Raw genomic sequence first — 23,134 nt, forward strand, 5'->3', positions numbered from 1 at the left:
ATACCCCATCCTTGAGCAGCCATTTGGCGATATGCACGGCGACCACTTCGCCGAGAATCAACCAGCTGGGCACCAGCTCCCGATCCGCCCGTTGCAGTTGAATGATCTGCGTGACCTTGCACTCGAAGGACACCGGGCTTTCGGCGACCCGCGGCACACCGATCACCTTCGAGGCCACGGGCGTCAGACCGGCCAGCTCGAACTCGTCGACCTCGGCCGGCACGCTCGCGCAGCTCTGGTTCATCTGCTCGGCCAGCGGGCGGGTGGCGAGGTTCCAGGCGAATTCGCCGGTCTGCTCGATGTTGTTCAGGCTGTCTTTGCGGCCGACGCTGGAGAACCCGATGATCGGCGGAATGTAGTTGAAGGCGTTGAAAAAACTGTAGGGCGCCAGGTTCAGCCGGCCTTGCAGGTCCTGGGAGGAAATCCAGCCGATCGGGCGCGGGCCGACGATGGCGTTGAACGGATCGTGGGGCAGACCGTGGCCCTGGGCGGGTTCGTAGTAATGAATGTCTTCAGGCATGACAGGCACTTGCGCGGATATAAAGAGGGAAGGCCGTCATAGTGCAAGCCATCGAAAACGAATGCCAGCGTTGCGGCGAGGGGTTTTTCCCGGGCCAGGAACAACTGAGCCCGGCCGAGGCCGGGCTGTGGGGGCTGTGAAGGTTTAGCCGATGGCGGCGGCAGTCCCGGTGCGGTCGAAACCGTCGGCGGCGATGGCGTCAGCGGTGCCGGTGTGATCGAAGCCGTCGGCAGCGACTGCGCCCGCGGTGCCGGTGTGGTCGAAGCCATCGGCAGCGACTGCGCCTGCGGTACCGGTGTGATCGAAGCCATCGGCAGCGACTGCGGCGGCGGTGCCGGTGCGATCGAAACCGTCGGAGGCCAGGCTGGCGGTGCTGCCGGACGTGAAGGTGGCCGAGCCGGTGCGGTCGTAGCCATCGGCGGCAAAGGTATTGGCAGCCAGTACGGACAGGGTCAGGGCGAGGATCAGTTTGCTTTTCATGGTGGTCACTCCAGGTTCGTTCAAGTGGTGTGCTGTGGGCGTGAAATGAATACTACGCCAGTTAATTTGATTAAAAAGCGCAAATAAACGCTTAAATAAATCGATTTATTCGATGTGTTTGACGCCAGAAATACCGGCACAGGGTCTTTTCCCGGCCTCCGCCATTCACGGCGCGTCGACATCGATTTCGATGGGGGCAGAATGCGGGCAGGGCATTAACCGATGATTAATCGCTCCGAGTCGCTAAAAAAACGCGATCAACGGTTTTTTCATTTGTCGCTTACCGATTTTTCACCGCCTACCCCTCAGCCTTCGCTCCGATTATCAGAAGTCCAAGACGGACCCCCTTCAAGCGAGCTCTGGAGCACTGCAACGAATGAACAAACTCCCTCAGATCACCCTGGCGTTCTGGGTCATGAAAATCTGCGCGACGACCCTGGGGGAAACCGCCGGCGATCTGCTGTCGATGACCCTGAACGTGGGGTACGCCATCAGCTCGATGATCCTGATCAGCGTGTTCCTGCTGACCCTGGTCACCCAGCTGTTTTCCAAGACCTACAACCCGGTGCTGTACTGGATCGTGATCCTCTCCACCAGCACCGCCGGCACCACCATGTCGGACTTCATGGACCGTACCCTGGAACTGGGCTACGCCACCGGCTCGATGATCCTGATCGCGATCCTGCTGGCGATCTTCGCGGTCTGGCGCCTGAGCGGCGACCCGCTCAACGTCAACAAGATCCAGACCCTGCGCGGCGAGATGTTCTATTGGATGGCGATCCTGTTTTCCAACACCCTGGGGACGGCCCTCGGCGATTACCTGGCGGACGATTCGGGGTTGGGCTTTGCCGGCGGGGCGCTGTTGATCGGCTCGACCATCGCCGTGGTGGTCTTGCTCAAGTACTTCACGAAGATCTCTTCGGTGCTGCTGTTCTGGGTGGCGTTCGTGCTGACCCGGCCGTTCGGTGCGACCCTGGGCGACTTCCTGACCAAGCCCCACGAGAAGGGCGGCCTGGACTTCGGCACCATCGGCTCGTCGGCGGTATTGGCGGGGATTCTGCTGGTGATGATCGTCGGGGCTTCGTACTACAAGAGCCGTGGCGAGCGGCAGGTGGCGGCGGAACTGGGCTGATGAGCTGAGCACCGCGTCGCGGCCATCGCGGGCAAGCCTAGCTCCTACAGGAACCTTGCAACGTCTGTAGGAGCGAGCGGGCGGCGATCCGACTTGCCCGCGAGACGGTTTACCTGACATACCCCAGCGCCAGGGCCTTGCACCCTGGCGCTTTGTTTCGGGCTGTCAGTCGGTCTCGATCCGCGAGTGTTTGCGGGTGTCTTTCATGGTGATGTAGACCAGCAGCGACACGGCGATGCAGGCGGTGACATACCAGTAGTAGCCGGTTTCCATGCCGATGCTCTTGAACCACAGGGCGATGTATTCGGCGGTGCCGCCGAAGATCGACACGGTCAGCGCGTACGGCAGGCCCACGCCCAGGGCGCGGATCTCGGTCGGGAACAGCTCGGCCTTGACCACAGCGTTGATCGAGGTATAGCCGCTGACGATGATCAGCGCCGCCATGATCAGGAAGAACGCGCCCCACCAGGTCTGGACGCTATGCAGGGTGCTGAGGATCGGCACGGTGAAGAGTGTGCCGAGGATGCCGAAGGCGATCAGGATCGGACGCCGGCCGATCTTGTCCGACAGCGCGCCGACCACCGGTTGCAGGCACATGAACAGGAACAGGGTCGCCGCCGAAATGGTGGTGGAGTCGGAGATGCTCATGCCGACGGTGTTCACCAGGTACTTCTGCATGTAGGTGGTGTAGGTGTAGAAGGCCAGGGTGCCGCCCATGGTCAGGCCGACCACGGTCATCAGTTCCTTCGGATGGCGCAGCAGGGTGCGCATCAGGCTCTCTTTCGGCTTTTCCTTCTTCTTGGTGAAGGACTCGGTCTCTTCCATGCCGCGACGCAGATACAGGGCCACGACCGCGCACAGCGCGCCGATGCCGAACGGAATCCGCCAGCCCCAGGATTGCAGCTGTTCGGTGGTCAATACGTTCTGCAGCACGATCAGTACCGCCAGGGCGATGAGCTGGCCGGAGATCAGGGTTACGTACTGGAAGCTGGAGAAGAAACCACGACGTTCCTTGGTCGCCATCTCGCTGAGATAAGTGGCCGAGGTGCCGTATTCGCCGCCCACCGACAGGCCCTGCATCAGGCGCGCCAGGACCAGCAGGATCGGTGCGCCGACGCCGATGGTTTCATAGCCGGGGGTCAGGGCGATGATCAGCGAGCCGAAGCACATCAGCAGCACCGAGGCCATCAAGGCGGCCTTGCGGCCCTTGCGGTCGGCGTAGAGCCCCATCAGCCAACCGCCGATCGGACGCATCAGGAAGCCCACGGCGAAGATCGCAGCGGTGTTCAGAAGCTGGGCGGTGGTATCGCCCTTGGGGAAGAAGACTTTGGCGAAGTACAGGGAGAAGGCGGCGTAGACGTACCAGTCGTACCACTCGACCATGTTGCCGACCGAGCCGCTGAAGATCGATTTCAGGCGACTGGCGGTGGTCTTTTCTTTGGCAGGCGCAGCTGCCGACCCAAGAGGCAGGGTTTGTGAGTTATCCATGACGGATCCTTCATTTAATTGTTTTTGTGGAGCGCGCCGAAACGCAGCCTGCCAGGGCTATAGCAGGAGCTGTGCCAGGAGCCGAAAGGCCCGGTTTAGAAGGGTTTGAAGAATTCGATAAGCGGAAATCCGCTTATTGGCGAAGGGTGGTGAGCGGAAAGTTGCCGATGGCGTCAGAAGGTGCGCCATCGCCCTTGAGCCTCACTCCTCCCCGAGAAACATCTCCCGCGCCAGCCCATGGCGCTGCATCTTTTCGTTGAAGGTGCGGCGCGGCAGTTGCAGCTCGTTGAGCACCGCCTTGATGTCGCCCTTGTGTCGGGTCAGCGCGGCGCGCAGGCACTGCGCCTCGAAGGCTTCCTGCTGCGCGGCCAGGGACTGGCCCGGCTCGATGGCTTCCGGTTCGGGCTCGCCCAGGCCGAGCACCTGGCGTTCGGCGACGTTGGCCAGCTCGCGCACGTTGCCCGGCCAGTCGTGGCTGAGCAGGCGGCTCAACTGCGGGCCGCTCAAGGGCGCGACGCTGCGGCCCAGGCGCTCGGCGGCGGCCTGGGCGAAGTGTTCGTAGAGCTGCGGAATGTCTTCGCGCCGGTCCCGCAGCGGCGGCAGGCGCAGTTGCGCGACGTTCAGGCGGTAAGCCAGGTCTTCGCGGAAACGCCCGGCCCGGGCTTCGTCCAGCAGGTCTGGCTTGGTCGCGGCCACGATCCGCAGGTCGACCTTGATGCTCTGGTTGGAGCCCAGGCGCTCAAGTTTCTGTTCCTGCAGCACCCGCAGCAATTTCACCTGCTGGGCCAGCGGCATGCTTTCGATTTCGTCGAGGAACAGGGTGCCGCCGTCGGCGTATTCCAGCTTGCCGATGCGTTTGCCCTGGGCGCCGGTGAAGGCGCCGCTTTCATGGCCGAACAGCTCGGCTTCGAACAGTTGCTCGGGGATCGCCGCGCAGTTCAGGGCGACAAAGGGTTTGTCGGCGCGCGGCCCGAAGTCGTGCAGGCAGCGGGCGACCAGTTCCTTGCCGCTGCCGGTCTCGCCGCGAATCAGCACGTTGACCGGCAGCGTGGCCAGGTCCACCACCTGGCGCCGCAGGGTCTGCAGGGCGCGGGACACCCCCAGCAGGGTGGAATCGATTTTCTCCCGGGCATCGGCCTGTTCGTGCAGGCGCCGGTTCTCCAGGACCAGGCCGCGCTTGTCCAGGGCCCGGCGCAGGCTGCTCAGCAGGGTTTGCGGGCTGAAGGGTTTTTCCAGGAAGTCGTAGGCGCCGTCGCGCATGGCCTCGACCGCCATCGGCACGTCGCCGTGGCCGGTGAGCAGGATCACCGGCAGGTCGGCGTCGCGCAGCTGGACCTGCTTGAGCAGTTCCAGGCCGCTCATGCCGGGCATGCGCACATCGCTGAGCAGCACCCCGGGAAAGTCCCGGGGCAGGCGGGCCAGGCAATCCTCGGCGCGGCTGAACAGCTGCACCTGGAAGCCCGACAGGCTCAGCCACTGTTCGACCGCGGTACGGATGCTGGCTTCGTCGTCCACCAGCAGCACCGAATTCAACATGAGATATGCGCCTCCAGGTCGATGGGCAGGCTCAGGCTGAAGATCGCCCCCTGGCCTTGATTGCCGGCGCTCAGGCGTCCGCCCAGTTCGTGGACGATAGCGTAGGACACCGCCAGGCCGAGGCCCAGGCCATCGCCCACTGGCTTGGTGGTGAAGAACGGATCGAAGACGTTCGGCAGGTGTTCTTCGGCGATGCCGCCGCCGCTGTCGATGACGCTCAGGCTCCACAGCTGCTGGTTGGCTTCGAGGCGGATCTCTAGCTGCCGGACGGGTTTGTCGTGCATGGCGTCCAGGGCGTTGCGCAGCAGGTTGATCAGCACCTGTTCCAGGCGAATGGCGTCGCCGCGAACCCAGGCCGGGCGGGTCAGTTGCAGCCGGGTGTCGACCTGTTCGTCGCGCAGCCGGGTGTCCAGCAGTTGCAGCGCCTGATCCACCACCGCCGCCAGGTCCAGGCGTTCGCGCAGGCCGCTGGGGCTCTTGCGGGCGAAGGTCTTCAGATGGCCGGTGAGGCTGGACATGCGGGTCAGCATATCGTCCAGGGGTTTCAGGGCCAGGTAGGCCTCTTCGATGCGCCCGTGATCGAGCAGCAGGCGCAGGGTCGCCAGTTGCATGCGTTGGGTGGTCAGCGGCTGGTTGATTTCGTGGGCCAGGGCCGCGGACATCTGCCCCAGGGCCGCCAGCTTGGCCGACTGCACCAGGCCGTCCTGGGCGGTGCGCAGGTCGCGGGTGCGTTCCTCCACCAGGCGTTCGAGCTCTTCGCGGCTGCGCTGGCGCAGCCGGGCCAGGCGCCAGCGCTGGTTGAGGAACAGCAGCAGGAACACCAGGGTCAGCCAGGCGCCGGCCGCGGCCAGGCCGGCATTGCGCTGGTCCTCGAAGGCGATCTGCGGGCGGCGCAGCAGGTGCAGGGTCCAGCCCTCACTGGCCAGGGGCAGGGATTCCCACAGGTAGTCGACGCTGCCGTCCGGCCCTTCGACCCGGGTCAGGGCGCTGCTGTCGTCAAAGCGCTGCAGCGGCCGGTGTTCGAGCGGGGTCAGCAATTGCTTGTCGTATTGCCGGGTGGTCTTGAGTTCGGTGCGGTCGCTGTCCGACAGCGGGCGCAACTGGCGATAACGCCAGCCGGGCTGGTTGGCGATGAACACGATACCCCGGGCATCGCTGACCAGCAGGGTGTCGCTGCCCTGGCTCCACTCGCGCTCCAGTTCGGGAAACTCCAGTTTCACCACCATGGCGCCGAGGAACTGTTCCTGCTCGCCCTTGACCGCGCTGGCCAGGAAATAGCCGGGAATGCCGCTGGTGACGCCCACGGCATAGAAGCGCCCGCTGCCCTGGCTGCGGGTCTGGCTGAAGTAGGGGCGAAAACCGTAGTTGTGACCGACGTAGCTGCTGGGCAGGCGCCAGTTGCTGGCGGCCACGGCCAGACCGGTGTGGTCCAGCAGTTCCAGGGTCGAGGAGTGGGCGGCGCCGTTGATCTGTTCCAGCTTGCGGTTGAGCGCGTCCTGTTGCTCCGGGCCGACCGGGCCCTTGAGCGCCGAGCGCAGTTCCGGGTCCAGGGCCAGCACGGCGGGCAGGGCGCGGTAACGCTCGATCAGGGTATGCAGGGAGTTGGCATACAGCGCCAGTTGTTCGTTGGCGCGGGCGGCATCGTCCTGCAGCGCCTGGCGTTCGGCATGGCGCATGGCGAGGGTCGCGCTGACCAGGGTGCCGGCGACGATCACCAGGGTATAGAAGGCCAAGCGCAGCGGGCGTGATATCTGGACCATGAGTCAGGAGGCAGGCTGAAGGGGCAGGCACGATAACATGCCAGCCCGGTGCTTCGTTGATCGTGGACAGTGCTTGCCCGAGCGGGCATGAAAAAGGCGGCGCGCTCATCGAGCAACGCCGCCTTGGGTGACCGTCGAAGCGCTTACTGCACTTCTACCGCCAGGCTTTCACTGATCTTTTGCTGCCAGATGGCAGGACCGGTGATGTGCACCGACTCACCTTTGCTGTCGACCGCGACAGTGACCGGCATGTCTTTGACTTCGAACTCGTAGATCGCTTCCATACCCAGTTCGGCAAAGGCCAGGACCTTGGACTTCTTGATCGCCTGGGCCACCAGGTAGGCAGCGCCGCCAACGGCCATCAGGTACACGGCCTTGCTGTCCTTGATCGCGTCGATCGCGGTCGGGCCGCGCTCGGACTTGCCGATCATGCCCAACAGGCCAGTCTGCTCGAGGATCTGCCGGGTGAACTTGTCCATGCGCGTGGCGGTGGTCGGACCGGCCGGGCCCACCACTTCGTCACCCACCGGGTCGACCGGGCCGACGTAGTAGATGAAGCGACCCTTGAGGTCAACCGGCAGGGTTTCGCCCTTGTTCAGCATCTCGACCATGCGCTTGTGCGCGGCGTCGCGGCCGGTGAGCATCTTGCCGTTGAGCAGCACGGTTTCGCCCGGCTTCCAGCTCTGCACTTCTTCCGGGGTCAGGGTGTCGAGGTTGACGCGACGGGCCGACGGGCCGGCTTCCCAGACGATTTCCGGGTAGGCGTCCAGCGGTGGCGCTTCCAGGGCCGCAGGGCCCGAGCCGTCGAGCACGAAGTGCGCGTGACGGGTGGCGGCGCAGTTCGGGATCATGCACACCGGCAGGGACGCGGCGTGGGTCGGGTAGTCCATGATCTTCACGTCGAGCACGGTGGTCAGGCCGCCCAGGCCCTGGGCGCCGATGCCCAGCTGGTTGACCTTTTCGAACAGCTCCAGGCGCATCTCTTCGATCTTGTTCTGCGGACCGCGTGCCTTCAGCTCGTGGATGTCGATGGATTCCATCAACACTTCCTTGGCCATCACCGCGGCTTTCTCGGCGGTGCCGCCGATGCCGATGCCCAGCATACCCGGTGGGCACCAGCCGGCGCCCATGGTCGGAACGGTCTTCAGGACCCAGTCGACGATCGAGTCGGATGGGTTGAGCATGGCCATCTTCGACTTGTTCTCGGAGCCGCCGCCCTTGGCCGCCACGTCCACTTCCACGGTGTTGCCCGGGACGATGGAGTAGTGGATGACCGCCGGGGTGTTGTCCTTGGTGTTCTTGCGCGCACCCGCCGGGTCGGCGAGGATCGAGGCCCGCAGGACGTTTTCCGGCAGGTTGTAAGCGCGACGCACGCCTTCGTTGATCATGTCGTCCAGGCTCATGGTGGCGCCGTCCCAGCGCACGTCCATGCCCACGCGGACGAATACGGTGACGATACCGGTGTCCTGGCAGATCGGGCGGTGGCCGGTGGCGCACATGCGCGAGTTGATCAGGATCTGCGCCATGGAGTCACGGGCCGCTGGCGATTCTTCGCGCAGGTAGGCTTCGTGCATCGCCTGGATGAAGTCCACGGGGTGGTAATAGGAAATGAATTGCAGGGCGTCGGCAACGCTCTGAATCAGGTCGTCTTGCTTGATCACGGTCATGAGTCGCGCTCCTCTAAAAGACGGGAACATTTAATAAGGTGCTTGCAGCTTGGGTGCATCGGTCGGTTGCAAACACCTTCAAGGCACGCCGGACACACTGGCGCGACGCTAAAAAGGCGCGGCAGTATACCGCGCCTCGGTGCCAGGCACACCCGCCGACAGTCAAACCAAAGTCGCATGCCACCAAGGCCCTTGTCGGGGATGCCGCGAGGCACTATGTCGGGCGATGCCTGGGGCTGGCCGGGCTAAAATGAGATAGTTATTTTTTGGCGACCCCACTAAAGTGGCAAGTGGCCTGTAGGGTAGGAAACTCTTTAAAGCCCCCTTTCGCATGGTGAGTCAACGATTGACCCATAACGCTATCCAGAGTCTGTTACTCAAGCGCTTCGTCCTTGCGGCCGGTACCTATGGGCTGGCGTTGCTGCTGCTCTGGGTGGCCATTTTCAGTGGCTACTATTCGGCGTCGGTGAGTTCGGCGCTGGTGGAGACCGCGCTGGTGGTACTGAGCCAGGCGGCGCTGCTCTGGCTGTTCCTGTCCGGGCGCAACCTGCGCTTTCGCGACCCGAGCCTGACCGAGATCCAGATACTCCTGGGCATCGGCTGGCAGACCTGGCTGCTGGGGCACCTCGATACGGCGCGCGGGACCTTCCTGGTGTTTTACCTGCTGACGCTGCTGTTCGGCCTGTTCCATCTGCCGCGCCGGGCCTTCGTGCGCTGCGCCCTGTTCATCTTCATCGGTTTTTCCGGGCTCACGCTGTGGGACGGTTTCCACTTCCAACTGGCCGACCCGATGCTTGCCGCGCTGCAGGTGTGCGTGCTGTTCGCGGTGCTGGCCTGGCTGTGTCTGTATGCCAGCTATGTGCAGGCTTCCCGGCAGCGCATGCGGCAACGGCGCTTCGCCTTGCAGGCGCACCAGGACACCTTGCGCGGCATGATGCGACAGTTGGAAGACCTGGTCGCCACCGACGAGTTGACCGGCCTGTACAATCGTCGGCATTTCCTGCGCCTGGCTTCCCGCGAGTTGCAGGTGATGAGCCTGGGGCAGATGCATGGCCTGGCGCTGATCGACCTCGATCACTTCAAGCGGATCAACGACGTGCACGGCCATGCCGCGGGGGATCAGGTGCTGCAGGCTTTCGCCGCCGTGGCCAGCGCCTGCTTGCGCGAGGGCGATGTATTGGCCCGCTACGGCGGTGAGGAATTTGTCATGTTGTTGCCCGACTGCGATCCCGAACGCCTGACCACCTGCTGCGAGCGGCTGCGGATGGCCTTCATGGACGCCCAGTTGATCGGGGTCGAGGTGCCCGGCCTGAGCCTGTCGGTGGGGATGACCCTGGTGGAACTGGGCGACGACCTGGACGACGCCCTGCAGCGCGCCGACCAGGCCCTGTACCGGGCCAAGCGCGACGGCCGCAACCGCTGCGCCGCGGCCTGGGAAAACATCGATGCCTGAGCTGCGGGTCGGGGAGCGGCAGTGGTCGGTGGCCGCCGGCAGCAATCTGCTCGATGCGCTGAATCAGGCCGGCGTGGCGGTGCCCTACAGTTGCCGCGCCGGCAGCTGTCACGCCTGTCTGGTGCACTGCGTCGAGGGGCTACCCAGCGACAGCCGGCCCGATGCCCTCGCCGACGAGCAGCGCCAGCGCGGCTGGCGGCTGGCCTGTCAGTGCCAGGTGGTGGAAGACCTGCGGGTGGAAACCTACGACCCGCGGCGCGATGGCGCGCCGGCCGAGGTGGTGGGCGTGGACTGGCTGTCGGCCACGGTGCTGCGCCTGCGGTTGCGGCCGGAGCGCAACCTGCGTTATCAGGCCGGCCAGCATCTGGTGTTGTGGACGGCCTCCGGCGTGGCGCGTCCGTACTCGCTGGCGAGCCTGCCCGGCGAAGATCGATTCCTGGAGTTCCACCTCGATTGTCGCCGGCCCGGCGAGTTCAGTGACGCAGCGCGCCAGCTCAAGCCCGGCGATCCGTTGCGCCTGGGCGAGCTGCGCGGCGGGGCGTTGCACTACGACCCGGATTGGCAGGCCCGGCCGCTGTGGCTGCTGGCGGCGGGCACCGGGCTGGCGCCGTTGTTCGGCATCCTGCGCGAGGCCTTGCGCCAGGAGCATCAGGGCGCCATCCGGGTCATTCACCTGGCCCATGACGCCAGCGAGCATTACCTGGCCAAGCCTTTGGCGGCGCTGGCGTCAGGGCGCGCCAACCTCAGCGTCGAGCTGTGGACCACGACCGAGCTGCCAGCGGCTTTGGCGCAACTGCGGCTTGTTTCGCGGCAAACCCAGGCCTTACTCTGCGGGCACCCCGACAACGTCGAGGCTTTCGCCCGACGCCTGTACCTGGCGGGGCTGCCGCGCAATCAACTGCTGGCCGATGTCTTCCTGCCCCGTGGTTGAGCGCTGATCCGTCCTGAGCGAGACCCCCATGACCGACACCATCCTGATTGAGCGCGAAGGCGGGCTGCTGACCCTGCGCCTGAACCGTCCGGACAAGAAAAACGCCCTGACCCGCGCCATGTACCGCCAGCTGAGCGAAGGCCTGCGCCAGGCCGACAGCGATCCCGAGATCCGCGCGGTCCTGCTCTGCGGCAGCAGCGACTGCTTCACCGCCGGCAACGATATCGCCGACTTTCTCCAGCAGCCGCCCACCGGGCTCGACAGCCCTCCGTTCCAGTTCATGCTCAGCCTGCTGGAATGCCGCAAGCCGGTGGTCGCCGCGGTGGCCGGGCCGGCCGTGGGGATCGGCACCACGCTGCTGTTGCATTGCGATCTGGTGTACGTCAGCCGCGATGCCCGCTTGCGCATGCCGTTCGTCAATCTCGGCCTGTGTCCCGAATTCGGTTCCAGCCTGATCCTGCCGCGTTTGGTCGGGCCGGCCAGGGCGGCCGAGCTGTTACTGCTGGGCGAAGGATTCAGCGGCGAGCAGGCGGAGCAATGGGGCATCGCCAACCTGGCGCTGGCCGATGGCGCGGCCACCCTGGCCAAGGCCCGGGAGATGGCGCTGCGTTTCGAGAAGCTGGCGCCGCAGGCGGTGCAAAGCAGCAAGCAGCTGATGCGGGCGCCGGATCGGGAGCAACTGCGCAAGGTGATCGAGGAGGAGGGCGCGCTGTTCACCCAGCGCCTGCATTCTCCGGAAGCCCTCGCCGCCCTGTCGGGCTTTTTCGCCAAGTCCTGAAATCAGGACCGCTCCTGTAGTCGCTGCCGCAGGCTGCGATCGACCCCGAAGGGCGCGCGGGGGCTTGAGATCGCTGAGGGCCTGCGGCCCTATCGCAGCCTCGCGGTGCTTGGCAGCGGCTACAGGTTCGTGAGTTCCATAAATGTGCTCCCATGAAAAAGCCCCGCAGTGTTCGCTGCGGGGCTTTTTCAGTGCTGGGTCAGGGGACTCAGACCATCGGGTCGCCAACGTGCAGGATCTTCATGCCGTTGGTGCCGCCGGTGGTGTGGTAGCTGTCGCCCTTGGTCAGGATCACCCAGTCGCCTTTTTCCACTACGCCGCGCTTGACCAGCTCGTCGATAGCCTTCTGGCTGACTTCGCTGGGCGGCAGGGACGCCGGGTCGAACGGGATGGTGTACACGCCACGGAACATCGCCGTGCGAGCCTGGGCTTCGCGGTGCGGGGTGAACGCGTAGATCGGCACCGAGGAACGGATACGCGACATGATCAGCGGGGTGTAGCCACTTTCGGTCAGGGCGATGATCGCCTTCACGCCCGGGAAGTGGTTCGCGGTGTACATGGTGGCCAGGGCGATGCTTTCGTCGCAGCGTTCGAAGGTCTTGCCGATGCGATGGCTGGACGTCTTGCTGGTCGGGTGCTTTTCCGCACCGATGCAGATACGCGCCATGGCTTGCACCGCTTCGAGCGGATAGGCGCCAGCGGCGGATTCGGCCGAAAGCATCACGGCGTCGGTGTAGTCGAGCACGGCGTTGGCCACGTCGGACACTTCGGCGCGGGTCGGCATCGGGTTCTGGATCATCGACTCCATCATCTGGGTCGCCACGATCACCGCCTTGTTGTGGCGGCGGGCGTGCAGGATGATTTTCTTCTGGATGCCCACCAGCTCGGCGTCGCCGATTTCCACGCCCAGGTCGCCACGGGCCACCATCACCGCGTCGGAAGCCTGGATCAGGTCGTCCAGGGTTTCGTCGTCGGCCACGGCTTCGGCGCGCTCGATCTTGGCCACCAGCCAGGCGGTACCGCCGGCCTCGTCGCGCAGTTGACGGGCGTATTGCATGTCGGCGGCGTCACGGGGGAAGGACACGGCCAGGTAGTCCAGGTCCATCTCGGCGGCCAGCTTGATGTCGGCCTTGTCCTTCTCGGTCAGGGCCGGTGCGGTCAGGCCACCACCGCGACGGTTGATGCCCTTGTGGTCCGACAGCGGGCCGCCGATGGTCACCACGCAATTGAGTTCGGTACTGGTGGCGGTCTCGACGCGCATCACCACGCGGCCGTCGTCGAGCAGCAGCTCGTCGCCCACGCCGCAGTCCTTGACCAGGTCCGGGTAGTCGATGCCGACGATGTCCTGGGTACCTTCGGTCAGCGGGTGGCTGGTGGAGAAGGTGAACTTGTCACCGATCTTCAGCTCGATGCGCTTGTTGGCGAATTTGGCGATACGGATCTTCGGGCCTTGCAGGTCACCCAGCAGTGCGACGAAGCGGCCATGCTTGGCGGCCAGGTCACGTACCAGCTTGGCGCGAGCCTTGTGCTCGTCGGGGGTGCCGTGGGAGAAGTTCAGGCGGGCGACGTCCAGGCCAGCCAGAATCAGCTGTTCGAGAACTTCCGGCGAGTTACTGGCCGGGCCTAGGGTAGCGACGATTTTGGTACGACGGACGGACATGCAAAGACTCCTGAGTTCAAGCGCAACGAGAGGCTACTATGGTCCGCAGCTGTAGTCATTGTTCGTTTGCACTACTTATTCGTTTGTTTCTTTAAACGAACATTCCTGAAGATTTTCCAACGCGGGTCGATAACCTGCCCAAGACAGGAGAACCCCCATGCGATTCGTGCTCATTGCTGCCCTGGCCGTCAGTGTTGTCGGCTGTACCCGCTGGTCGATGGACCATCATCTGAACACCGCCTACCGCGCCTACGACGCCGGCAACTGCGAACGGGTGATGCTCGAACTGAGCCAGGTCGATCGCACGAGCCGCTCGCGTCGTTACATCCAGCCCGAGGTTTCGATGCTGCGCGGCCAGTGCCTGGAACGGCAGAAGCTGTTCCTCGATGCGGCGCAGACCTACCAGTTCATCATTACCGAACACCCCAACAGCGAATACGCCTACCGCGCCCGCGCCCGCCTGGAAACCCTGCAGCAACTGGGTCACTACCCTGCGCGCGGCACCGCCCAGGCCCGTCCGGCCGCGTTGTAACGATATTCGTCATGTCATCGCGGGGCCCGAGCGAGCCTAGGGCTTGTATCTGGCCCCCCGTTTTAGAGTATCGTTTCTAAAATGGGCCGCTCGGGGTGCACAGCCTCGGCGCGACGATGCAGAACGATCTTCTTATAGCGATGCACGACATGTTCACTGACCGGCGGATCGAACGGCACCAGTTGCCGGTTTTTTTGAAGGTGCTCAATCGGCTCACCGATCAACCGATCGGCTACCTGGGCAATCTCTCCGAAGACGGGCTGATGCTGATCAGCCAGTTGCCGATGCTGGTCGGTGCCAATTTCGAGCTGCGCCTGACGGCCCCCGGTCCCGACGGCCACCTGCAGACCGTCGACATCACTGCCTCCTGCCGCTGGTGTCATGAAGATGCCACGCCCCATCATTACGACGCCGGCTTCGTGCTGCTGCGTTCTCCTCCTCCCGAATACCGCGAGCTGGTGACGGCCCTGCGCAGCTACTTCAGTTTTCGCCCGGTGCAGACCTCCGCCTGAGCCTTACAGCGTCCCGGCCTTTTTCCAGTTGAGGTAACGGGTCACCAGTTCCGCCCCCAGTTCACCCGGTCGCACATCGAGCAGGGCGATGCCCTGGGCGTTCAGGCGCTCATGCAGGTCGGCGCGGGCATTCAGGTAATTGACGGTGCCGCAGTAGGCCAGGGCGTCGGACAGGTTGTGCACGGGCGCCTGGCGCAGTTGGTCGAGGACTTCCTCGCGCAGGCTGGCCACCAGGACCCGGTGTTGGCGGCCCAGGCGCTTGACCGCGGTCAGCAGCTCCTCGTCGTCCTCATCCCGCAGGTTGGTGACCAGCACCACCAGCGCCCGGCGTTTCTGCCGGGCCAGCAACTGGCTGGCGGCGGCCTGGAAGTCGGCGCTGCGCTGGCTGCTGTCCAGGTCGTAGACGCTGTTGAGCAAGGCGCTCAACTGCTCCGCGCCCTTGACCGGCGTCAGGTAGCGCTGGCGCTCGCCGGCAAAGGTGCACAGCCCCACCGCGTCGCCCTGGCGCAAGGCGACATAGCTGAGCAGCAGGCAGGCATTGAGCGCGTGGTCGAAGTGCGCCAGTTCTCCGTCCTGGCTGCGCATGCGCCGGCCGCAGTCGAGCAGGAAGACGATCTGCTGGTCGCGCTCGTCCTGGTACTCGCGGGCAATCGGCGTGCGTTGCCGGGCGGTGGCTTTCCAGTCGATCTGCCGCAGGCTGTCGCCTTCGCGAAATTCACGCAATTGATTGAACTCCAGGCCCAGGCCGCGACGGGGCTGTTGCCGCACGCCGAGCTGGTTCAGCCAGCTGTCGACCCCCAGCAGCCGGGCGCCATAGAGGCGGGCGAAATCCGGGTAGACGCGGGTGCTGTCGCGCAGTTGCAGCAACCGGCGGGCCGACCACAGGCCCAGCGGACTGGGCAGGCTGACCTCGCAGCAGGCGAAGTTGAAATGGCCGCGCTTGAGCGGACGTACCCGATAGCCCGTTTGCCGCAGTTGGCCGGGTTCCAGGTCCAGCGGCTGCGGCAGGTGTTCGAAGTCCAGGCCGTCCGGCACGTGATCGAACAGTTCCAGGGTCAAGGGCTGGGCAAAGTCATGACGCACCTCGATCCGCACTTCGCTCCAGCGACCCAGAGGCAGGCTGCCGGGCAGCAGACGCTGCAGCCGCGGCGAAGGCAGGCGCCTGAGCCGGAAGGCGTCGAGCACGGCCAGCAGCGCCAGGGCCAGGAGCAGGCCCCAGGCAACGGCTTGCAGGCTGGCCGCGACCGCCATGCCCAAGGCGCGTGCGGCGCCGAGCAGCACGTCCAGCGCCAGCAGTACGCCGAGCCAGCCGAGAAACAGGCGTGAGGGTTTCATCGCTTCAGCGGGCTCCCAGTCACGAAGCTCATAGTCGCGGTGCCGGTACTTGATCGAGCAGTTGCTTGAGCACGTGCTCCACCGACAATCCTTCGATATCCAGTTCCGGGGCGATCCGCACGCGATGGCGCAGCACGGCCAGGGCGCAGCCCTTGATGTCATCCGGAATGACGAACTCGCCGCCGCGCAGCAAGGCCCGGGCCCGCGCCCCGCGGACCAGGGCGATGGACGCCCGCGGCCCGGCGCCGAGGGTCAGCCCCGGCCAACTGCGGGTAGCCCGGGCCAGGCGGACGGCGTAGTCGAGCACCTGTTCGTCCAGCGGCAGGTCGCTGGCGATCCGCTGCAGGGCCAGTACGTCCTTGGCCTGCAGCAGGGTGCGCAGCGGCTGTACGTCGAGCATGTCGGCCCGGGGCGAGCGGGTGACCTGGCGGACCATGTTCACTTCCTCGTCGCTGTCCGGGTAATCCATGCGCAGCTTGAGCATGAAACGGTCCAGTTCGGCTTCCGGCAGCGGGTAGGTGCCTTCCTGTTCGATCGGGTTCTGCGTGGCCAGGACCATGAATGGCTGGGCGATCGGCAGGGCCCGGCCCTCGAGGGTGACCTGGCGTTCCTGCATGGCTTCGAGCAGCGCGGCCTGGGTCTTGGCCGGCGCGCGGTTGATCTCGTCGGCCAGCAGCAGGTGGGTGAACAGCGGGCCCTTGCGCAGCTTGAACTGCTCGGTCTGCAGGTCGTAGACCGCATGCCCGGTGACGTCGCTGGGCATCAGGTCGGGGGTGAACTGGATGCGTGCGAACTCGCCGCCGAAGCAGCGGGCCAGGGCGCGCACCAGCAAGGTCTTGCCCAGTCCGGGCACGCCTTCGAGCAGCACGTGGCCGCCGGCGATCAGGGCGGTGAGCACGTCGTCGATCACCGCCTCCTGACCGATCACGGCCTTCTGCAATTCGTGGCGCAGCGCCTGGGCCAGCTGGCTGGCGCGCTGGCGTTGCTGCACGGCATGGGCGTGGGCATGACCGGGCTCTGCGGTGGGAAGCGGTTCGGCGGGAAGGTCGCTCATAGGGCATTCCTGAGAGTTTGCAGGTGGGTGACCAGGCGGCTGAAGTCGGCGCTGGAAAGGCGCTGTGTCGACTGCGCAGCCAAGGCCTGGTTGATGATGCTGTCCGGTTGTTGGGTGAGGCGGGCGAGGACCTGCCCTTGTTCGGCGGCGCTGAGGCGTTCGAAGCCGGGGTGGCGATGCTGGGCGCGGCGCAGGATGTCCTGCCGCAAGCTGTGCAGCAGCCCTTGCTGGCCGGTGTGGCGCAACAGGAAGTGGGCGCTGGCTTGCAGGTGCTCGCGCAGCTGGCGCCGGGCCTTGGGCGTGGGTGCCTGCATGGGGCCGTGGCGCATCCCGACATGCCAGAGCCACAGGCCGAGCAGCGCCGCCAGGGCCACCAGCGCCTGGGGGAAATATTCCAGCAACAGGCTCCAGAGGCTGTCGTGATCGATGTCGAACAGCAGGGTGACGTCGCTGTCGGCGCTCAGGTACCAGAGCAGCCAGGCGTTGTCGTACTTGCCGATGAGCGGGGTCTTCCAGAGGTCGGCATCGGTGAGCACGGTGATGGAGCCCTGGCCGTAGCTCAGCTGCATCATATGGGTGGCCTGGGCACTGTTGGCCCAGGACTGGGCGAGGTTGTCCGGGTCTTCCAGGTGAAAGTCCGTGTCGAAACCGACATAGGCCGGGGCGTCTTCGTCTTCCAGGTAGAGCTTGGTCAGTTGCGGGTAGGGCTCCTTGGCGGCCCCGGGCGCGGGGGCTTTCAGGTCCTTGCTGCGCAACTGGCGCAGGTGCAGGCGATCGAGCAGCAGGTCGCCGCTGCGCCCGGCCTCTTCATTCCACAGCGCTTCGGCGACGAACAGCAGGCGCCCGCCGGCCCGGGCCCAGTCCAGCAGTTGCTCGACCTGCTGCGGCGTCATGTCCGAGCGCTCGCCCAGCAGTAACAGGCTGTGTTGTTCCGGCTTGAGGGTCGCCAGCACTTCCAGGCCGTTGGCGTGATGCACCTGCAAGCCACGCTGGCGGAGGAACATTTCCGCCGCCAGGTAAGGGTTGGCGCGGGCCTGGGGGGAGGGGCCGTGGTCGATGGTTTCCTCATAGGGCGTGGCGTTGAGGTAGAGGTACAGCAGCACGCCGCCGAGCAGGCCGGTCACCAGCAGCGCGAGCAACGGCAACAGGCGCCGGTTCACCGGGCGGCTCCCGGGCCGAACAGGGCCCGCCAGCCTGCGCACAATTCCTGCTGCAACTGCGCCGGGGGCAGGCGATGACCGTAGGCCAGGTTCTGCCAGTGCAGGGTCAGGCTGCTGCTGAATGCCTGTAGCTGCGGCTGCTGCAAACCCTTGACTTGCTCGAGGACCTGGCCTTCGGTATCCGCCGGCGTCAGTGGCAATCGGAAGTCATGCAGGAGCCGGCTCAACAGGGCGCGGTACAACAGCCCCAGGGCTTCGCGTGGCTGCTGCGGCCAGAGCGCCTCGGCCGCAGCGGCGACATCCTCGGGCAAGGCGTCGGGGCTGAGGTCGAGGCCGAACAGCCGTTCTGGCGCCGAGCGTGCGGGGCCCTTGCCCGACAGTGGTCGGAGCCCGGCAAAGGCCCGCAGCCAGTGGCGATGACGCCACACCAGCAAGGCCAGGGCGCCCAGCAGCAGGGCCCAGAGCAGAATCTGCAGGGCCTTGGCCATGGCGCCGAAGACGCTGCCGTCCAGCAGCTCGGTGAGTGCCTTGAGCCAAGCCGGCGGGCTGGATTCTGCGGGGCTCTGCGGGTTGTCCTCGGCGAACCGGTAGCGGGTCACGGTCTGCGGGTTCTTGAAGGGCGGCTGGGCAAGGATCTGCTCGATGCCGGTTTTCGCCGCCTGGCTGGTCAGCGGCTGTTCCAGCAGGCGTGGGCTGTCGGGGCCGCCGGCCGGTTTGTCGGCCCAGGCCTCGGGCGCCAGGGGCAGCAGGCTCAGGCCGCCGAGGATCAGCAGCAGCGCCACGCCGCTCAAGCGTTGGCGCAGGCGACGCAGCACCAGCTCGATATCCCAGGCCTCCAGCAGGGTGCGGCGATTGAGGTAAAGGCTGAAGCCGCAGGCGACATACACCGGTTCCCAGATAATCAGGACCAGGGCATAGAAGGCATTGGTCAGGTGTTCGAGCCAGCGCCAGTCCTGCTCGGTGGCGGCGATCAGGGTCTGCCAGTCCCAGTCCAGCTCGATCTGCTGCGGTAGCAGCAGGTAGAACAGCGCCAGCAGGCCGATCCACAGGATGCCTTCCAGGTGCACGCCGATCAGGGTCAGCCAGTGGGCGGCGCTGGCGTTGCGTTGTTGCAGCACCCGCACGCGTTGCTGGCGCGCCTCGCCGTTCAGGCCCTCGAGCTGGGTCACCGGCAGCAGAAAGCTGCGGCTCAGGCTCAGGCGCCGCCAGGTCAGGCTGGCCAGCAGTTGCGGCTTGAGCAGTCGCGGCCATTGGCCCAGGGCCTGGCGCAAGGTCGGGGTTTCGCCGAACAGGGCCTTGGCGAGGATGTACAGCGGCAGCCGTTCGAACGCCGGCTTGAGCCACCAGAACAGCAACAGGGCAACGCTCGGCGATTCCCAGAACAGCAGGCTGAGCAGGGCGAATACCGGCAGGGTGATCAGCGCCCAGCTGGTCATCAGCAGGCGCCGGTGCCGCTGGCTCAGCAGGATACCCAGGTCCATGGCTTCCCAGGTGCTGCGCGGGCGGATGACCACGCTGGCTTCACTCAGGCGCATGACGGCGCCCCGCGCATGTCAGGTAGGCCAGGACCAGCAGCCAGCAGGCGCCGCCGACCAGGTATTTGAGCCAGGCCGCGGGCCAGGTCAGGGACGACCAGTAGGCTTCGACAAACGCGGCGATCAGCAGGAACAGGATCACCCCGCCGATCAATTGCACGCTGGTGCGCGCCGCCAGCATCAAGGCTTCGCCACGGGGCAGGCGCCCGGGGGCGATCAGCGCCCAGCCCATTTTCAGCCCCGCCGCGCCGGCCAGGACGATGGAGTTGAGCTCGAAGGCGCTGTGGCCGATGACAAACGACCAGAAGGTGGTGCCATAGCCGATCTGGGTCAGGTGGCCGGCCACCGCGCCGATCGTCAGGCCGTTGAAAAACAGGAAGAACAGGCTCCCCAGGCCGAACAGCAGGCCGCTGGCAAAGGTCTGAAACGCGATGCCGATGTTGTTCATGATGTAGTAGCCGAACATCATCCAGTCTTCGCCGGCGGCGCGGTTGGCAAGCCGGCCCAGTCTGCTGGCTTGCGGGTCGTAGAGGCTTTGCATCTCGGCCACCCGTTGCGGGCTGATCACGCTGTAGATCAGTTCGGGGACCAGGTACACCAGCAGGCCGATACCCAGCAGGCTGCCGAAGAACACCAGGCCGGCGGCCAGGACGAAGCGCCATTGCTCGCGCACCAACCGCGGGAAACCAGCGAGGATGAACCCCAGGATCCGGGCGCCCAGCGGGCTGCGTTGGCGATACAGCTGCTGGTGGCCACGCAGGGCCAGTTGTTGCAGAGGGTCGACCAGGAAACTGCTGTAGCCGCGCTCCTGGGCCAGGGCCAGGTGCTGGCACAGGCGGCGGTAGTCCTCGGGGAAGCGGGCGCAGGTTTCGGCTGTGGCCTGGCCACGTTCCAGTTGTTCGAGTTGTTTGCGCAGACGCTGCCACAGGACTCGATGACGGTTTTCGAACAGGCTCTGTTTCATGTCGGCCCCAACAGCCCGCGGGCGATGCCATTGAGTTCGGTGCTGGCCTGGGCGGGGCTGACCTTGAGGGGCTCGGCGAGCAGGCTGGCCAGTTCCTCGACCCGCTGCGCGGACAGTTGTTCCTGGCGTTCGGCGAAGCTGAGGATGGCGCGCTGTTCCGCCAGGCTCAGGGCGAAGGCGACGGTTCTGGGGGGCACTGCCGGCAGGCTCGGGCGCGTTACCGGTTGCTCGCGGTAGATCACCAGCGTGCCGGCGGCCAGGTCGCCGAGGCGCTTGAAGGTTGGGTGGTGCAGGCAACTGATGGCGCCGAGGCAATAACCGAACGGCAGCATGTCGACAAAACGCAGCAGGTTGCGGGTCAGGGACGGCCCCCAGCCGATGGGCGTGCCATCGTCCTGGACGACCCTGAGCCCCATCAGGCGTTTGCCGGGCGAGCAGCCCTGGTTCAGGACCTCGAACAGCACCATGTACCACCAGCTCACCAGAAACAGCAGGATCGAGCCCAGGCCCATGCCGAGCTGTCCGAGAAAGCCCAGGACAATGAACAGTACGCCGAGGATCAGGCCGCGAAATCCCAGGTCGATGGCGAAGGCCAGGGCGCGCGACATCAGCCCCGCCGGCCGCAGCGGCAGGTCGATGCCTTCGGGCGTTTCGACCTGATAGCGGGTATCCAGTGGCGGGGGCAGTGCTTTCCCTGGCAGTGCTGTCGTCTCGAGCATGGGCAACTTGATCGCTGGCCTGGTTGAGAAGGGTGACTCGCCTGATGCTAGCAGTGTCGGAGGGGCGAACGACATCCCTGACTGTGCCGCGTGACATGTGTCGTGACTCCTGGTTCGCGAGAAGGCTGGTCGCGGCCGGTGCCTAGCGCCTAGACTTTGCCGGTCTTTTGTTCAGGAACAGCCCGTGACTTCCATCTTCTGGTACGACTACGAAACCACCGGCATCAACCCGCGCTGCGATCGGCCGCTGCAGGTGGCAGGGATTCGCACCGACTTCGAACTCAACGAGATCGGCGAGCCGGTCAATCTGTATTGCCAGCCCGGCGACGACATCCTGCCCCATCCGGCGGCCTGCATGATCACCGGCATCACCCCGGGCCAACTGGCCGAGCGGGGGCTCAGCGAAGCCGATTTCATGACCCGGGTGCACGCCCAGCTGGCGGCGCCGGGCACCTGTGGCGCGGGCTACAACACCCTGCGTTTCGACGACGAGATGACCCGCTACAGCCTGTACCGGAATTTCTTCGACCCTTACGCCCGGGAGTGGCAAGGCGGCAACAGCCGCTGGGACCTGATCGATGTGGTGCGTACCGCCTATGCCTTGCGCCCGGAAGGGATGGTCTGGCCGCGGGATGAAGAAGGGCGGGTGAGCCTGAAGCTGGAGCGGCTGACGGCGGCCAATGGCATCGACCACGGGCATGCCCACGAAGCGCTTTCCGATGTTCGCGCCACCATCGCTCTGGCCCGGCTGATTCGCGATCGGCAACCGAAGCTGTATGAATGGCTGTTCCAGTTGCGCAGCAAACAGAAGGTCATGGACCAGATCCGCCTGCTGCAGCCGCTGGTGCACATTTCCGGACGCTTCTCTGCGGCACGCAGTTATGTCGGGGTGGTCCTGCCGCTGGCCTGGCATCCGCGCAATCGCAATGCGCTGATTGTCTGCGACCTGCACCTGGACCCACAGGGACTGCTGGAACTGGATGCCGAGACCTTGCGCCAGCGCTTGTACACCCGACGCGAAGACCTGGCCGAAGGCGAGTTGCCGGTGCCGTTGAAGCTCATCCATATCAATCGTTGCCCGGTCGTCGCGCCGCTGAATGTATTGCGCACCGAAGACCAGCAGCGTTTGCAACTGGACATGGCGGAATATAAGGCCCGGGCGCTGCGGCTAAGTGACGCACAGGAAGTTTGGCGGGATAAACTTGCGGCTATTTATGCCAGCGAGGATTTTGCCCCCAGTCTCGATCCCGAGCAGCAGTTGTACGACGGTTTTATCGGCGACCGCGACCGGCGTTTGTGCGAACAAGTGCGCAATGCCGATCCGCTTCAATTAGGCCAGGAGCAATGGCCGTTCGATGATGAACGCTTGCCGGAATTATTGTTTCGTTATCGTGCCCGTAACTTCCCCGACACCTTGAATGGGCAAGAGCAGGAAGACTGGAGAACATTCTGTCGCCAGCGCCTGTGCGACCCGCAGTGGGGAGCGCCCAATACCCTGGAAAGTTTCAATCGGGCGACTGCCGAACTAGTGGCGAGCGCTACATCGGTTCAGCGTCAGGTGCTGGATGAATGGCAAGCTTACAGCCGGTCGCTGGCGCTACGCCTGGGGCTTTGATTGTTCGCCTTAGTACATTTCCAAGGTGTTACCGGAAATAAAAAAACGCCAGCAAGCTGGCGTTTTTTAATAAGGTCGCAAATCCCTCTGTGACGGGGCGCGGGGCTTAGCCCAGCAGGGTTGCCCAGCCTTCGACCACGTCGCCGCCCCACTTGGCTTTCCACTCTTTCAGCGTCTTGTGGTTGCCACCTTTGGTTTCGATGACTTCACCGTTGTGTGGGTTCTTGTATTGTTTGACCTTGCGCGCGCGCTTGGTGCCGGTAGTTTTGGCGGCAACACGTGGCGCCTTAACTTTCGAGTCCG

Annotated in this window: 21 protein-coding genes; 7 read left to right on the forward strand and 14 right to left on the reverse strand. The window is 65.1% G+C overall.

Annotated elements, in window-relative coordinates; translation table 11 throughout:
* Nucleotides 1-520, reverse strand: a 520-nt coding sequence (locus ACQKQA_RS24525; protein ID WP_427563406.1) for a flavin reductase family protein, incomplete at its 3' end; no start/stop codon positions are given.
* A gap of 144 nt (nt 521-664) precedes the next feature.
* Nucleotides 665-1,000: a hypothetical protein gene (locus ACQKQA_RS24530; protein ID WP_427563408.1), complete on the reverse strand. Its 336-nt coding sequence runs from the start codon at nt 998-1,000 to the stop codon at nt 665-667.
* Between the two features lie 376 nt (nt 1,001-1,376).
* On the opposite strand from ACQKQA_RS24530, the gene ACQKQA_RS24535 reads away from it, so the two are divergent.
* Nucleotides 1,377-2,132, forward strand: a complete 756-nt coding sequence (locus ACQKQA_RS24535; protein ID WP_427563410.1) for a hypothetical protein — start codon at nt 1,377-1,379, stop codon at nt 2,130-2,132.
* A gap of 165 nt (nt 2,133-2,297) precedes the next feature.
* On the opposite strand, the gene ACQKQA_RS24540 is transcribed toward ACQKQA_RS24535, so the two are convergent.
* From ACQKQA_RS24540 to ACQKQA_RS24555, 4 genes are all read right to left on the reverse strand, one after another.
* Nucleotides 2,298-3,620 carry an MFS transporter gene (locus tag ACQKQA_RS24540; protein WP_427563412.1) on the reverse strand — a complete coding sequence of 441 codons (1,323 nt, stop codon included), beginning with the start codon at nt 3,618-3,620 and terminating at the stop codon, nt 2,298-2,300.
* 201 nt (nt 3,621-3,821) lie between these two features.
* On the reverse strand, nt 3,822-5,156 hold the full coding sequence (locus ACQKQA_RS24545) for a sigma-54-dependent transcriptional regulator (protein ID WP_427563414.1): 1,335 nt from the start codon (nt 5,154-5,156) through the stop codon (nt 3,822-3,824).
* The gene (locus ACQKQA_RS24550; RefSeq protein ID WP_427563416.1) at nt 5,150-6,916 is read right to left on the reverse strand and encodes an ATP-binding protein; all 1,767 of its coding nucleotides are present in this window, start codon (nt 6,914-6,916) and stop codon (nt 5,150-5,152) included. Before ACQKQA_RS24550 ends, ACQKQA_RS24545 begins: the two co-directional genes overlap by 7 nt.
* Nucleotides 6,917-7,059: 143 nt before the next feature.
* A complete protein-coding gene (locus ACQKQA_RS24555; RefSeq protein WP_427563418.1) occupies nt 7,060-8,583 on the reverse strand; it encodes a fumarate hydratase in 1,524 nt (507 codons plus the stop codon).
* Between the two features lie 346 nt (nt 8,584-8,929).
* Here ACQKQA_RS24555 and ACQKQA_RS24560 point away from each other — a divergent pair, with 346 nt between their 5' ends.
* The 3 genes from ACQKQA_RS24560 to ACQKQA_RS24570 are packed head-to-tail and all read left to right on the forward strand — an operon-like array spanning nt 8,930 to nt 11,745.
* Entirely contained in the window at nt 8,930-10,036 is a 1,107-nt protein-coding gene (locus tag ACQKQA_RS24560) for a diguanylate cyclase domain-containing protein (RefSeq protein ID WP_427563420.1), read from the forward strand.
* On the forward strand, nt 10,029-10,967 hold the full coding sequence (locus ACQKQA_RS24565) for an iron-sulfur-binding ferredoxin reductase (RefSeq protein ID WP_427563422.1): 939 nt from the start codon (nt 10,029-10,031) through the stop codon (nt 10,965-10,967). Before ACQKQA_RS24560 ends, ACQKQA_RS24565 begins: the two co-directional genes overlap by 8 nt.
* A 28-nt stretch (nt 10,968-10,995) precedes the next feature.
* Nucleotides 10,996-11,745, forward strand: coding sequence for an enoyl-CoA hydratase-related protein (locus ACQKQA_RS24570; RefSeq protein ID WP_427563424.1), 750 nt, complete (start codon nt 10,996-10,998; stop codon nt 11,743-11,745).
* A gap of 208 nt (nt 11,746-11,953) precedes the next feature.
* On the opposite strand, the gene pyk is transcribed toward ACQKQA_RS24570, so the two are convergent.
* Complete coding sequence (pyk, locus tag ACQKQA_RS24575; protein WP_427563426.1) at nt 11,954-13,405, reverse strand: pyruvate kinase; 1,452 nt, start codon at nt 13,403-13,405, stop codon at nt 11,954-11,956.
* Nucleotides 13,406-13,562: 157 nt separating this feature from the next.
* Between pyk and ACQKQA_RS24580 the strand changes: the two genes are divergently transcribed.
* Both ACQKQA_RS24580 and ACQKQA_RS24585 read left to right on the forward strand, forming a co-directional pair.
* Nucleotides 13,563-13,937: a tetratricopeptide repeat protein gene (locus ACQKQA_RS24580; RefSeq protein ID WP_427563428.1), complete on the forward strand. Its 375-nt coding sequence runs from the start codon at nt 13,563-13,565 to the stop codon at nt 13,935-13,937.
* Nucleotides 13,938-14,086: 149 nt separating this feature from the next.
* Nucleotides 14,087-14,449: a PilZ domain-containing protein gene (locus ACQKQA_RS24585; protein ID WP_427563430.1), complete on the forward strand. Its 363-nt coding sequence runs from the start codon at nt 14,087-14,089 to the stop codon at nt 14,447-14,449.
* Between the two features lie 3 nt (nt 14,450-14,452).
* Here ACQKQA_RS24585 and ACQKQA_RS24590 read toward each other — a convergent pair whose 3' ends face one another.
* Genes ACQKQA_RS24590 through ACQKQA_RS24615 form a run of 6 tightly spaced genes read right to left on the reverse strand, consistent with a single transcriptional unit; the run spans nt 14,453 to nt 21,216 of the window.
* The gene (locus ACQKQA_RS24590) at nt 14,453-15,784 is read right to left on the reverse strand and encodes a DUF58 domain-containing protein (protein ID WP_427563432.1); all 1,332 of its coding nucleotides are present in this window, start codon (nt 15,782-15,784) and stop codon (nt 14,453-14,455) included.
* 28 nt (nt 15,785-15,812) lie between these two features.
* Entirely contained in the window at nt 15,813-16,838 is a 1,026-nt protein-coding gene (locus ACQKQA_RS24595) for an AAA family ATPase (RefSeq protein ID WP_427563434.1), read from the reverse strand.
* Nucleotides 16,835-17,998, reverse strand: coding sequence for a DUF4350 domain-containing protein (locus tag ACQKQA_RS24600; protein ID WP_427563436.1), 1,164 nt, complete (start codon nt 17,996-17,998; stop codon nt 16,835-16,837). The genes ACQKQA_RS24595 and ACQKQA_RS24600 overlap by 4 nt, the downstream gene beginning before the upstream one ends.
* Nucleotides 17,995-19,533 (reverse strand): DUF4129 domain-containing protein, encoded by a 1,539-nt coding sequence (locus ACQKQA_RS24605; RefSeq protein WP_427563438.1) that lies wholly within the window; start codon nt 19,531-19,533, stop codon nt 17,995-17,997. Before ACQKQA_RS24605 ends, ACQKQA_RS24600 begins: the two co-directional genes overlap by 4 nt.
* Nucleotides 19,520-20,497, reverse strand: a complete 978-nt coding sequence (locus ACQKQA_RS24610) for a stage II sporulation protein M (protein ID WP_427563440.1) — start codon at nt 20,495-20,497, stop codon at nt 19,520-19,522. The genes ACQKQA_RS24605 and ACQKQA_RS24610 overlap by 14 nt, the downstream gene beginning before the upstream one ends.
* The gene (locus ACQKQA_RS24615; protein WP_427563442.1) at nt 20,494-21,216 is read right to left on the reverse strand and encodes an RDD family protein; all 723 of its coding nucleotides are present in this window, start codon (nt 21,214-21,216) and stop codon (nt 20,494-20,496) included. Before ACQKQA_RS24615 ends, ACQKQA_RS24610 begins: the two co-directional genes overlap by 4 nt.
* 184 nt (nt 21,217-21,400) lie before the next feature.
* On the opposite strand from ACQKQA_RS24615, the gene sbcB reads away from it, so the two are divergent.
* Nucleotides 21,401-22,831 (forward strand): exodeoxyribonuclease I, encoded by a 1,431-nt coding sequence (gene sbcB, locus ACQKQA_RS24620; protein ID WP_427563444.1) that lies wholly within the window; start codon nt 21,401-21,403, stop codon nt 22,829-22,831.
* A 106-nt stretch (nt 22,832-22,937) separates the two neighbouring features.
* On the opposite strand, the gene ACQKQA_RS24625 is transcribed toward sbcB, so the two are convergent.
* On the reverse strand, nt 22,938-23,134 hold a 197-nt coding region (locus ACQKQA_RS24625), incomplete at its 5' end, for a histone-like nucleoid-structuring protein, MvaT/MvaU family (protein WP_427563446.1).

The organism is Pseudomonas sp. NPDC089530, assembly GCF_050280705.1.
GTDB lineage: Bacteria > Pseudomonadota > Gammaproteobacteria > Pseudomonadales > Pseudomonadaceae > Aquipseudomonas.